The 12,411-nt window shown below is 60.3% G+C and carries 8 protein-coding genes; 3 read left to right on the forward strand and 5 right to left on the reverse strand.

Annotated elements, in window-relative coordinates; translation table 11 throughout:
- Genes narJ through IRL76_RS14655 form a run of 4 tightly spaced genes read right to left on the reverse strand, consistent with a single transcriptional unit; the run spans window position 1 to window position 8,709 of the window.
- On the reverse strand, window positions 1-705 hold the full coding sequence (gene narJ / locus IRL76_RS10110; RefSeq protein WP_200981223.1) for a nitrate reductase molybdenum cofactor assembly chaperone: 705 nt from the start codon (window positions 703-705) through the stop codon (window positions 1-3).
- Window positions 705-2,231 carry a nitrate reductase subunit beta gene (gene narH / locus IRL76_RS10115; protein WP_200981224.1) on the reverse strand — a complete coding sequence of 509 codons (1,527 nt, stop codon included), beginning with the start codon at window positions 2,229-2,231 and terminating at the stop codon, window positions 705-707. The genes narJ and narH overlap by 1 nt, the downstream gene beginning before the upstream one ends.
- A complete protein-coding gene (locus tag IRL76_RS10120; protein ID WP_200981225.1) occupies window positions 2,228-5,965 on the reverse strand; it encodes a nitrate reductase subunit alpha in 3,738 nt (1,245 codons plus the stop codon). Before IRL76_RS10120 ends, narH begins: the two co-directional genes overlap by 4 nt.
- Window positions 5,962-8,709, reverse strand: coding sequence for a nitrate/nitrite transporter (locus IRL76_RS14655; protein ID WP_200981226.1), 2,748 nt, complete (start codon window positions 8,707-8,709; stop codon window positions 5,962-5,964). The genes IRL76_RS10120 and IRL76_RS14655 overlap by 4 nt, the downstream gene beginning before the upstream one ends.
- A 217-nt stretch (window positions 8,710-8,926) precedes the next feature.
- Here IRL76_RS14655 and IRL76_RS10130 point away from each other — a divergent pair, with 217 nt between their 5' ends.
- Window positions 8,927-9,622, forward strand: a complete 696-nt coding sequence (locus tag IRL76_RS10130; RefSeq protein WP_200981227.1) for a helix-turn-helix domain-containing protein — start codon at window positions 8,927-8,929, stop codon at window positions 9,620-9,622.
- Here the strand turns inward: IRL76_RS10130 and IRL76_RS10135 are convergent.
- On the reverse strand, window positions 9,619-10,833 hold the full coding sequence (locus IRL76_RS10135; protein WP_200981228.1) for an alginate export family protein: 1,215 nt from the start codon (window positions 10,831-10,833) through the stop codon (window positions 9,619-9,621). The genes IRL76_RS10130 and IRL76_RS10135 overlap by 4 nt on opposite strands.
- Before the next feature lie 82 nt (window positions 10,834-10,915).
- Here IRL76_RS10135 and IRL76_RS10140 point away from each other — a divergent pair, with 82 nt between their 5' ends.
- Together IRL76_RS10140 and IRL76_RS10145 are read left to right on the forward strand one after the other, a co-directional pair.
- The gene (locus tag IRL76_RS10140; RefSeq protein WP_200981229.1) at window positions 10,916-11,386 is read left to right on the forward strand and encodes a hypothetical protein; all 471 of its coding nucleotides are present in this window, start codon (window positions 10,916-10,918) and stop codon (window positions 11,384-11,386) included.
- A 50-nt stretch (window positions 11,387-11,436) separates the two neighbouring features.
- Window positions 11,437-12,048, forward strand: a complete 612-nt coding sequence (locus tag IRL76_RS10145) for a carbonic anhydrase (protein WP_224831971.1) — start codon at window positions 11,437-11,439, stop codon at window positions 12,046-12,048.
- The last annotated feature ends 363 nt before the right edge of the window (window positions 12,049-12,411 follow it).

Here is a 12,411-nt window from a genome sequence, read left to right on the forward strand (position 1 = left end):
TCAATTCCTCCTGTCGGTCGCGGCAAGGGATGGATCGCGCATCCGTTCGAGCATCGCGCTCACCTGAGGGCATGCAGCATTGGGATCGGGCGCAGCTTCGGCGGAGAAGCGGATTTCCTCCTCTTCCCATTGCGCATCGAGTTCCTCCAGCGTCGCCGGATCCTCGGGCGGCGGCATCGAATTTGCCGCTTCCGCGTCCATTTCGATGCCGGCGATGTCGCACAGCAGAGCGAAGAGCGGGGCGTATTCGGATTGCTTCTCGGCAAGCCGCGCAGCCAGCGCGACCAGCACCAGACCGGGCTCTGCCAGCGTGTCGCGCGCCTTTGCCTCCGGCAAAGTCGAGCAGTAATCGAGGAACAGCGGCAAATAGTCGGGCAGCTCCTTCGCCACCGGGTCGAGCCCGGCCTCGAGATAGCGCTGCCGCAGGTCGACCATCGCCTGTCCGCGGTCGCGGCTTTCGCCGTGAACATGCTCGAACAGGTGCAGGCTGTGCGCCCGGCCGCGGTCGAACAGTTCGACATAAGCTTCCTGCGCATCGTAGATGTCGCTCGCCGCAAGCCGGTCGATCAGCGGCGCCAGTCGCTCGGTCGTGCCGGACGGAAGCGCCGGATCGGCGGCAAGCCGGTCGCGCAGCTCATCGAGTACGTCGACGAGCTGGGTGGTCGGATACTGCAGCAGCAGCGAGATCAGGTGCAGGCTCTTCATCAGAACACCTCCGTCGGAGTCTGGAGTTTCTTGCGCGCCGGCGCGCCGAACAGGTTGGTGTCGCTGGATCCGCCCGAACAGCCGTTGCCGAAGGAGAAGCCGCAGGCTCCGCGTTCGTCGTACATGTCCTCGGCATCTTCGCGGTGGCCGGTGGGGATGACGAAGCGGTCTTCATAGTCCGCCAGCGCCATAACCTTGTACATCTCCTCGATCTGCAGGCCGGTGAGGCCGACATTCTCGGCGATGCTGGCGTCGTTCACACCCTCGACCGTCTTCGCACGCATGTAGCCGCGCATCGCGAGCATGCGTTCTAGGCATTGCGCGATCGGCTCCTCGTCGCCCGCAGTCAGCAGGTTGGCGAGGTATTTGAGCGGGATCCGGAGCGAACGGATGTCGGGCATGCCGTTGTTGACCGCGATGTCGCCCGAGCTCGCCGCCGCGCTGATCGGCGAGAGCGGCGGCACGTACCAGACCATCGGCAATGTGCGGTATTCGGGGTGAAGCGGGAAGGCGACCTTCCATTCCATCGCCATCTTCCACACCGGCGAGTTGCGCGCAGCCTCGAGCCAGGCTTCGGGCACGCCGTCCTTGCGGGCCTGGTCGATCACGGCCGGATCATTGGGGTCGAGGAAGATATCGAGCTGGGCCTGATAGAGGTCCTCGATATTCTCCGCGCTCGCCGCCTCTTCGATCCGGTCGGCATCGTAGAGCATCACGCCGAGGTAGCGGATGCGTCCGACACAGGTTTCCGAGCACACGGTCGGCTGGCCGGCTTCGATGCGCGGGTAGCAGAAGATGCACTTCTCGCTCTTCCCGGTTTTCCAGTTGTAATAGATCTTCTTGTAGGGGCAGCCCGATACGCACATGCGCCAGCCGCGACAGGATTCCTGGTCGATCAGGACGATGCCGTCTTCCTCGCGCTTGTAGATCGCGCCCGAGGGGCAGGCCGCGACGCATGTCGGGTTGAGGCAGTGCTCGCACAGCCGCGGCAAGTACATCATGAAGGTATTTTCGAACTGGCCGTAGATCTCCTTCTGGACCCCTTCGAAGTTGTAGTCCTCGGACCGCTTGGCGAATTCGCCGCCGAGAATTTCCTCCCAGTTCGGACCCCACTTGATCTTCTCGATCCGCTCGCCCGAAATCAGCGAGCGCGGGCGCGCAGTCGGGAACGCCTTGCTCTCGCCCGCTTTCTGCAGATGCGAATAATCAAAGGTGAAGGGTTCGTAATAGTCGTCGATCTCGGGCAGGTTGGGGTTGGCGAAAATCTTCGCCAGCACCCGCCACTTGCCGCCCATCTTGGGGCGGATCGAGCCGGCGGGGGTACGTTCCCACCCGCCGTTCCAGCGTTTCTGGTTCTCCCAGTCCTTGGGATAGCCGATGCCGGGCTTGGTCTCGACATTGTTGAACCAGGCGTATTCCATGCCGTCGCGGCTGGTCCACACGTTCTTGCAGGTGACCGAGCAGGTGTGGCAACCGATGCACTTGTCGAGGTTGAGCACTTTGCCGATCTGGGCGCGGATCTTCATGCTGCATTCTCCCCTTCGGCAAGCGCTCCTTCGAGCCAGTCGACCTTCTGGAGCTTGCGGACGATCACATATTCGTCGCGGTTCGATCCGACCGTGCCGTAGTAGTTGAAGCCGTAGCTTTGCTGGACGTAGCCGCCGATCATGTGGGTCGGCTTGAGCACGGCGCGGGTGACCGAATTGTGGATGCCGCCGCGCTGGCCGGTGAGCGGCGAGCCGGGGACGTTCACGATCTTCTCCTGTGCGTGATACATGAAGAGCGTACCCTCCTTCATGCGCTGCGAGACGACCACGCGGGCGACGAGCGCGCCATTGGCGTTGAAGGCCTCGACCCAGTCGTTGTCGACGAGGCCCGCCTTCGCCGCATCAACCTCGCTCATCCAGACGATCGGCCCGCCGCGCGACAACGTCAGCATCAAGAGGTTGTCGGTATAAGTCGAGTGGATGCCCCATTTCTGGTGCGGCGTGATGAAGTTGAGCACCACGTGCGGTGCGTTCTTCGCTTCATCAAGCATCGGCTGCACGGCCTTGGTATCGATCGGCGGGCGATAGACGCAGAACCCTTCACCGAAGGCGCGCATCCACTTGTGATCCTGATAGAGTTGCTGCCTCCCGGTTAGCGTCCGCCAGGGGATCAATTCGTGCACGTTGGTGTAACCAGCATTATAGCACACGTGCTCGCTTTCTAGCCCCGACCAGGTGGGAGAAGAGATGATCTTCCGCGGTTGCGCCTGAATGTCGCGGAAGCGGATTTTCTCCTCTTCCTTCGGCAGCGCTAGATGCTTGTGGTCGCGGCCCGTCTTCTTCGACAGGTCGCCCCACGCCTTGACCGCAACCTCGCCATTGGTCTCTGGCGCAAGCATCAGGATGACCTCGGCGGCATCGATCGCGCTCTCGATCCTCGGCGCGCCTTTATCCGAGCCATTGAGCTTGGTGGTACCATTGAGCTTCCGCAAATTTTCCACCTCCCTCTCGGTATTCCAGGCAATGCCTTTTCCGCCATTGCCGAGCTTGTCCATGAGGGGACCGAGCGAGCAGAACCGTTCATAAAGCGCGGGGTAATCGCGCTCGACGAGAGCAACGGTTGCCATCGTCTTGCCAGGGACAGGTTCGACCTGTCCCTGGCCCCAGTCTTCGACCTCGAAGGGCTGGGCGATCTCGTTAGGGCTGTCATGCTGGATCGGGCTCAAGACCACGTCTTGTTCGACGCCTAGAACCTCGGGGGCAACTTCGGAGAACTTCTTTGCGATCCCCTTGTAGATGTCCCAGTCGCTGCGCGATTCCCAAACGGGGTCAACCGCTGCCGATAGCGGGTGGATGAAGGGGTGCATGTCTGACGTGTTGAGATCGTCTTTCTCGTACCAACTCGCGGTCGGCAGGACGATGTCGGAATAGACACAGGTGGTCGACATACGGAAATCGAGCGTGACCAGCAGATCGAGCTTACCTTGCGGCGCATCATCGTGCCACTTTACTTCCTTCGGCTTCTGGCCACCGATCTCTCCCAAGTCCTTGCCCTGGACGCCATGTGCGGTGCCGAGCAGGTGCTTGAGGAAATATTCGTGACCCTTGCCCGATGACCCGAGCAGGTTGGAGCGCCATACGAACATGTTGCGTGGCCAGTTTGCCGGATCGTCCGGATCGAAACAGGACATTTCCAGCTCACCCGACTTGAGCTGCTCCGCTACATAGTCCTTGGCTTCCTTGCCCGATGCCTTGGCGGCCTTGCCCACTTCGAGCGGATTGGTCTTGAGCTGCGGCGCACTGGGCAGCCAGCCCATGCGCTCCGCACGGGCGTTGTAGTCGATCAGGCTCGCGTCCCATTCGCCCTCTGGGGCTGTCGGCGAGAGTATCTCGTCCACGCCGAGCGTTTCGTAGCGCCATTGGTCGGTATGCGCGTAGAAGAAGCTCGTCGAATTCATCTGCCGCGGCGGTCGGTTCCAGTCGAGCGCAAAGGCCAGCGGGAGCCACCCGGTCTGGGGCCGGAGCTTTTCCTGGCCGACGTAGTGCGACCAGCCACCGCCCGACTGGCCCACACAACCGCACATCACCAGCAGGTTGATGATGCCGCGATAGTTCATGTCCATGTGGTACCAGTGGTTGAGACCGGCTCCGAGGATGACCATCGACTTGCCCTTGGTTGTCTCGGCATTGCCGGCAAACTCTCGCGCAGTGGTGATGATCTGGTCTGCCGGCACGCCGGTGATCTTTTCGGCCCAGGCCGGGGTGTAGGGGACCATTTCGGCGTAGTCCCGCGCGACATGGTCTCCGCCAAGACCCCGATCGAGACCATAGTTGGCGCAGAACAGGTCGAAGACGGTCGCAACGAAAGCCTTGCCTTCCTTGAGCTGGAGCTGGCGCGCCGGCACCCGGCGATTGAGCACGCTGGGATGATCGGTCCCTTCGAAATGATCGTGTTCGCGATTCCCGAAATAGGGGAAGGAGACTTCGATCACCTCGTCGTGATTGCCTTCGAGAATGTTGGTCATCCTCAGCGCGGTGTCGTTGCCCCGCCCGTCTTTCTCCTCCAGGTTCCATTTGCCCTTTTCACCCCACCGGAAGCCTGCCGAGCCATTGGGTACAACGACTTCTTCGGTGGTCTCGTCGATTGCCACCGTCTTCCAATCGGGATTGTTCTCTTCGCCCAGATCCTTGAGGAAATCCGATGCGCGCAGCAGACGTTCGGGCACATAGGCACCGTCTTTTTCGACCAAACGCACAAGCATCGGAAAGTCGGAATACTTCCGGCAGTAATCCTCAAAGTACTCTGCCTGACGGTCGAGGTGATATTCGCGCAGGATGACATGGCCCATCGCCATGGCGAGCGCCGCGTCGGTCCCTTGCTTGGGGTTGAGCCAGAGATCGGCGAACTTGGTCGCCTCGGCATAGTCAGGGCTGACCACGGCAACCTTGGTTCCGCGGTAACGTGCCTCGGTCATGAAGTGCGCGTCGGGCGTGCGCGTTTGCGGCACGTTGGAGCCCCACATCATCAGGAAGCCGGCATTGTACCAGTCGGCGCTTTCCGGAACGTCGGTCTGCTCACCCCAGGTCTGAGGGCTGGCGGGTGGCAGATCGCAGTACCAGTCGTAGAATGACATGCAGGTGCCGCCGAGCAGCGAAAGGTAGCGCGAGCCAGCCGCATAACTCACCATCGACATCGCCGGGATCGGCGAGAAGCCGATCACCCGGTCGGGGCCGTAGGTCTTGGCGGTGTAGGCATTGGCCGCGGCGATGATCTCGTTGACCTCATCCCACGTCGAACGCACGAAACCGCCGTGACCACGTATTGCGGTGTAGGTTTTGCGCTTGGCCGGATCCTCGACGATCGAAGCCCATGCCGCGACGGGAGTCCGCACCGTACGCGCTTCGCGCCACAGCTTGACAAGCCGCGAGCGGATCATCGGATACTTCAGCCGCTGGGCCGAATAGATGTACCAACTGTAACTTGCACCGCGCGGGCACCCACGAGGCTCGTGGTTCGGCAGATCGGGCCGCGTACGCGGATAGTCGGTCTGCTGTGTTTCCCACGTGATGATCCCGCCCTTAACGTAAATCTTCCAACTGCACGAGCCGGTGCAGTTCACCCCGTGGGTCGACCGCACGATTTTGTCGTGCTGCCAACGCTTGCGATAGCTGTCCTCCCAGTCTCGGTTCTGGTTGGTTGTGATGCCGTGGCCTTTTGAAAACGGCTGCTTGGCCTGTTTGAAGAAGGTCAGGCGGTCGAGAAGATGGCTCATGCGGTTGCTCCCTTGAGCTGAGCGGGTGTTTCAACCGGGGCTGGTGCCCGGCCGCGCTCGATGTCGTGCAGCAGGCCGCCGCGGCGGGTGTAGGCCCACCAGGTCAATGCCGCACAGCTGGAATAGAAGATGAAGAAGCCCCACAGCGCCGCCATTGGCGAACCGGTGGCGGCAATCGCGCTACCGAAGCTCTTCGGAATGAAGAAGGCCCCGTAAGCGGCAATGGCCGAAGTGAAGCCAACGATCGCAGCGGATTCCTTCTCTGCCTGGCGAACCCGGGCCGTTGCATCGAGTTCCGGCATCAGGCGCGGGACTTCCTGGCGCATGATGTTGGGGATCATCTGGAAGGTCGATGCATTGCCAACACCGGTCATGAAGAACATGAAGATGAAAGCGCCAAGGAAGCCCCACCAGTTGGCCGCTTCGAGGAAGTACACCACCCCGAGCACGCCCAGCATCATGAGTACAAAGACCCAGAAGGTTACCCGAGCCCCGCCCCACTTGTCCGACACCCATCCCGTCGCAGCACGGCTGAGCGCCCCCACAAGCGGCCCGAGGAAGACGAACTGCAGCACATCCACATCGGGGAACTGGTGCTTGGCGAGCAACGGCAGGCCAGCGGAGAAACCGATGAAGCTGCCGAATGTGCCGGTGTAGAGCCAGCACATCAGCCAGTTGTGCTTGCGCTGGAAGATCACCGACTGTTCGGAGAAGCTGGCTTTTGCATCGGCGATGTCATTCATCCCGAACCATGCCAGCAGCGTGGACGCCATGATGAACGGCACCCAGATGAAGCCGGCATTCTGCAGCCACAGCTGACCGCCTTCGGCAGTTTGCTGAGGCTCCCCGCCCAGCGCGCCGAACACGCTGGCGACAATCACCAACGGAACGAGGAACTGCATCACCGAAACTCCCAGGTTTCCGAGTCCGGCGTTAAGCGCGAGCGCATTGCCCTTCTGCGCCTTCGGGAAGAAGAAGCTTATGTTGGACATGGAGGAGGCGAAGTTGCCGCCACCAAAGCCGCACAGCAGCGCCAGAGTCAGGAAGATGACATAGGGCGTATCCGGGTTCTGGACCGCATAGCCTATCCCGAATGCCGGGATCAGCAGCGACGCGGTCGACATCGTGGTCCACAGGCGCCCGCCGAATATCGGAACGACAAAGCTGTAGAAGATCCGCAAGGTCGCGCCCGAAAGGCCCGGCAATGCCGCCAGCCAAAACAGCTGATCGGTGGTGTAGTCGAAGCCTATCGAGGGCAGCTTCGCGACCACCATCGACCACACCATCCAGACCGAGAACGCCAGCAGCAGCGCCGGGATCGAGATGTAGAGATTGCGGCGAGCAATCTTCTCGCCCGTTTGCTCCCAGAAACCGGGATCCTCTGGCTTCCACTCGGTCAGCACCTTGCTGGGCGTAGCAACGGCCTGCTTTTCCTCATCGTGCAGCTCGGCCATTTCAGGGAATTCGGGAAGCGAGCGCGTATCGATGCCGCTGGCCTTCTGTTCCATCTGCCGGATAGCGATATGCATCCATGCGAGCGCAATGCCGACCAGGGCGAACAGGACCATGAAACAGCTGGTCCAGATGCCGGTCAGGTCACTGACCGCGCCGAACACGATCGGCAAAATAAAGCCGCCGAGCCCACCGACGAGGCCCACGAGACCGCCCACCGATCCAACGTGGCCCGGATAGTAGACCGGAATGTGCTTGTAGACCGCCGCCTTGCCGAGCGACATGAAGAAGCCCAGCACGAATACAGTGATGACAAAAGGCACCAAGTTCATCGAGGTCGAGAACATGATGTCGCCTTCGATCCCGTGGATGACGTAATCGGTCGCGGGATAGGACAGCATGAAGAGGCAGATCAGCGAGACGCCGAAGGTGGCGTACATGATCTTGCGCGCGCCATACTTATCCGAGAGCACGCCTCCATAGGCGCGGAACACACTGGCCGAGAGCGAGAAGGTCGCAGCGAGCATACCCGCCAGCTTCACGTCGATGCCGTAGAGTCCCACCATGTAATTGGGCAGCCAGAGCGCGAGCGCCACGAAGGCTCCGAAGACGAAGAAGTAATAGAGCGAGAAACGCCACACCTGCTCATTACGGAGCGGTTCGAGCTGTTCGAGCAAGCCTTTTGCCTTCACCCCGCTAGTCTTGCGGGCCGCGAACTCGGGATCGTCCTTGGCAAAAAGGTAGAACAGGACGGCTACGATCGCCAAGGCTCCCGCCCAGACCTGGGCCACGCCCTGCCAGCCGATCGCCACCATAACCCACGGCGCAAGAAACTTGGTCACCGCCGCACCGACATTGCCCATGCCGAAGAAACCGAGAGCCGAGCCCTGCTTTTCAAGCGGGTAGAACTTGGAAACATAGGCGACGCCTACGGCGAAGCCGCCACCCGCCAAGCCAAGACCCAACGCCGCCAGCAGCATCATGAGATAGCTGTCCGTGTAGGAAAGCAGGAATGTCGATGCCGCCGAGGCGAGCATGGTGATCGGGAAGACGATGCGACCACCATATTGGTCAGTCCAGATACCGAGGAACAGGCGGGTCAACGACCCCGTCAGAATCGGGGTTCCGACTAGCAGTCCGAACTGGGTATCGCTGAGGCCCAGCTCGGCCTTGATTTCGATCCCGACGATCGCGAAGATCGTCCAGACAGCGAAGCAGATCGTGAACGCGAATGTGCTCAGTCCTAGAGCCCGATTCTGTTCGCTGCTGGTCGCGATTTCCTGTCCTGGCATGATATGGTTCCTGATCTGGTATTTCGGACAGGACCTCAATTACGGGAGGCTCATCGAGGCTCTTTGACGAGGATCAAATTGGAATACGAGGCCCGGGCAATCTCCTCTCGGCATGACGAGGCGCAATGGAGTCACCGAAATGGATCATGCACCTTCTTGATAATTATCAATCTGAAGGCTAACTCGGCGAATTCATCGAGCTGGAGCTGCGACAATCATGCGAATCGGAGAGAAGCCTGAAATCGCACGGCTTCCGCTGTTTCGGGACATGGCCGAAGCGCAGCGCGATACGATCCTTGCGGGGGCCTATCTCCAGGTATTTCCTCCCCAGCTTACGCTGTTCGAGAAAGGGCAGGATGCGGACTTCCTGCATGTGCTTGTCGATGGGCTGGTGGAACTGTTTGTGGAGGGCGCCGGGCGCGATACGACCATGCGGATCGTGGAACCCGTCGAAAGCTTTATTCTCGCCGCCGTCGTGACCGATACACCCTATCTGATGTCGGCACGCACGCTCGCATCATCGCGCATCCTGCTCGTTCCTGCATCCGGTTTGCGCGAATCCATTCGGCATGATGCTGCCTTGATGCAGGCGACCATGCACGAGCTCGCACATGGCTATCGCGATCTTGTCCGCGCGCTAACGGATATGAAGGTGCGACAGTCGGCCGAACGGTTAGGCAATCACTTGCTTGAAAAATCCGCCCGGAAAGGCGGGCAGTGGGAGTTCGAGCTCAAGGGTGAAAAGCGACTGCTCGCCTCGCTGCTCGGCATGACGCCCGAAAACCTCTCCCGTGCTTTCGGTACGCTCAGGAAACACGGCGTCTCGCTTGATGGCTCAAAGGTGAGGATCGAGGACCGCGAAAGCCTTGAGCGCTATTCCCGGCCCGATCCGGTTCCGCCTGACCTGCGCTAGAAACTGACCTGGACTTGCAGCCATCCTTTTGTGGTATCGACACTGAACCCTTCCGCTTCGTAATGCGCAAACTTCGCCAGAACGGTAAGGTTCTTCCTTATCGGAAATACCGCAAGCAGGTTCACTTCCCGTCCGTAAGCAAGGTCCGTCTCGGTAGCGTCGAAATCGTGCACGATACCGCGCAATAGCAACCCCTTGAGAGGCGATCCGTCGCCGAAACGATAGCTCACGTCGCCATAGAAATCGCGCAGCCCGTCTGGTGGGGTGGCGAGGAACTTGTCGGCCCAGCCGTTGAAAGCGTGCAAGGTCGCCAATGGAGTCTGCAGCCCGGTCGATCCGTTGCCTTCCAGACGCTCAAAGCCGACCTTGGCAGTGAAACCCCCGGTCGAAACCCCCGGCTCGAGCAGCAGGTAGTCGAGCGAAAAATTGCCCGGATTCGGCCCCAGATCGCGCTGGTTCGCGTATTCCGCAGTGTAGAGGAGTTTCGTACTGCCGCTCACCGGCTGCGAGCCCGCAAGGCGCAAACCCAGTGTTTGCGAACTGGCCGCGGGCGCATCGGGGATATCGAGGAAATAGCCATAGGCAGAAACCGTACCCACTGACGGAATGGCGTAGCTGGCGTTGAGGGCATGGATATCGTTGTCCCGCCAGATTCCGTTGGGGGAATCCGGCCCAAAGATCCGGTTGACCCGCCATGCATGGAAGTACTGGATCGATGCCCCTTCGACGGGCTTCACCGATAGCTGTGCAAGGTCGAATGTCTGGTCGTTCTGGCGCCAGTCGACCGAACCGATCCAGCGTTGATTGTCGAGGTTGACCTTTTGCCGCCCGGCGACCGCTTCGATCGCCGGATCAGGGCGCCATCGCACGAAGGCGCGGTTGAGCAACACGTCGGACGAATCGGCGACGACGGGGAACTGGACCAACCCGTTCGTGGTGTCATTAAAATCCTCTGGCCCGATCCGGACCACGGCCTCGCCTTCGACCAGCGCGCTGAAACCGTTCCACTCGTCGGTCTCGACCCCGCCCCTGATCCTGAGTGTCGAAGCGGTGGCATCTTGCGGCAGATTCGCCTGATCGACTACTTCGAGCCGGTACCTCAAATCCAGATAGGGGTCGATCGGCAGGTCATTGCCGTCATCTGCGAAGGCGGCGGTCGGCGAAAGTATCGCCAGCGAAGCAGCCGTAAGGCTGAGAAGGTGTGTTTTCATATCGCCCGAATAGACTCGCAAGCCGAGATGTATTTGATGCTGATCAAAGTTGTGCAGGCGATAACAGCTAGAAGGCAAGACCATGATCTTCGACGACTTCACCATTGCTCGCGTGCTGCATGTCGTCTCCATTGTCGGCTGGATCGGCGGCGTCTGGTTCGTCACATTCGTGGTGATGCCGGCCATACGGAAGACCGAAGCGCCTGAGAACCGGTTGCAGGCCTTTCACCGCATAGAGCAGGGCTTTTCCGCACATGCCAAGGCGTGGGTTCTGCTGGCTGGCGCCTCCGGGTTCTGGATGACGTGGCGCGGCGACATGTGGGGGCGTTTTGCCGAGCAGGGTTACTGGTGGATGCATGCGATGCTTGCCCTGTGGCTGGCGTTCTTTGTGATGCTGTTCATTGCCGAACCGCTGTTTTTGCACCGGCGGATGGCGCACTCGCAAACACCCGAACGCGATTTTCGCTTGATGGTTCGGGTGCATCAGGCCCTTTCCATTGCCGCCCTGTTGACGACGCTTGGTGCAATGGCCGGCGCCCACGGAATACTCTGAACGGGATGGCTCAAGAGCCGTCAGCGAGAACCGAAGGATGATGAGACCAAGTGGAAGAGGTACCTCAACTTACACCCGATCAAGCTCTTGAACTTTTGAAAGAAGGCAATCGGCGTTTTCTCGACGATACGACTTATGAGCCGACCATGGATCGCATGCGGCGGCTCGAGCTTGCGGCGGCGCAGCGCCCCTTCGCGGCCTATCTGAGCTGCTCCGATTCGCGCGTTCCGCCAGAGCTTCTCTTTGAACGTGGGCTTGGCGAGCTTTTCATTATCCGCAACGCAGGCAACACGCTGTGCACGACGGCACTCGGTAGCCTCGAATTCGCGGTCACGAACCTCAAGGTGCCGCTCATCGTGGTGATGGGGCACGAAGCCTGCGGCGCAATCAACGCCGCGGTGTCCCTCGCGCGGGGTAAGGCCACCTTCTCAGGAAACATTTCCAAGGTTTTGCAATCGCTGCTCCCAGCCGTGCTTGAGACAGATCCCTGGGCAGATCACATCGTCGACGCCGCCGCGATCAGCAATGTCCGGCGCGTGGTCAGAGAGCTGCGAGAGGAAGCTTCACCGGCCTTACTCGCACCGCAACGCCAGGGCTCACTCAAAGTGGTCGGTGCCTTCTATCATCTCGACAGCGGGAAGGTTGATTTCCTTGAGAATTGAGACGGGATCGCATTTGTTTTGATCCGAGACAATGACACAGATACGAGTTATTCTTTAAATTATTAGATTGGCCCATTCTGCTGTTGATTGAGTGAAGTGGGGAGTCTGCCATGATGAGCAATCTAACCAGACGCGAGGCTATGGGACCGGCGGCGGTTGGTGGCGCGGGAGCGGCGCTGGCTGGTGCGTGCTGACCATAAACGCACACACGCGATCGCTCCACAATTACTCGACATAGGATCACATGCATGGCGCGATGACGGGAACGCCGCTGATTGCGCTAGCTATGAACGACCTCTCCTCTCCTATCACATGAACTTCGGCACAGCAGCTATGCACATCATCGACGCGTTCATGGCAAAC

Origin of the sequence: Qipengyuania soli, from assembly GCF_015529805.1 — a bacterium.
Taxonomy (GTDB): Bacteria; Pseudomonadota; Alphaproteobacteria; order Sphingomonadales; family Sphingomonadaceae; genus Qipengyuania; species Qipengyuania soli.

Coding starts and splice junctions, on each gene's coding strand:
- narH (WP_200981224.1), bottom strand. CDS start 2,231: ATGAAGATCCGCGCCCAGATCGGCAAAGTGCTCAACCTCGACAAGTGC.
- narJ (WP_200981223.1), bottom strand. CDS start 705: ATGAAGAGCCTGCACCTGATCTCGCTGCTGCTGCAGTATCCGACCACC.
- IRL76_RS14655 (WP_200981226.1), bottom strand. CDS start 8,709: ATGCCAGGACAGGAAATCGCGACCAGCAGCGAACAGAATCGGGCTCTA.
- IRL76_RS10130 (WP_200981227.1), top strand. CDS start 8,927: ATGCGAATCGGAGAGAAGCCTGAAATCGCACGGCTTCCGCTGTTTCGG.
- IRL76_RS10120 (WP_200981225.1), bottom strand. CDS start 5,965: ATGAGCCATCTTCTCGACCGCCTGACCTTCTTCAAACAGGCCAAGCAG.
- IRL76_RS10135 (WP_200981228.1), bottom strand. CDS start 10,833: ATGAAAACACACCTTCTCAGCCTTACGGCTGCTTCGCTGGCGATACTT.
- IRL76_RS10140 (WP_200981229.1), top strand. CDS start 10,916: ATGATCTTCGACGACTTCACCATTGCTCGCGTGCTGCATGTCGTCTCC.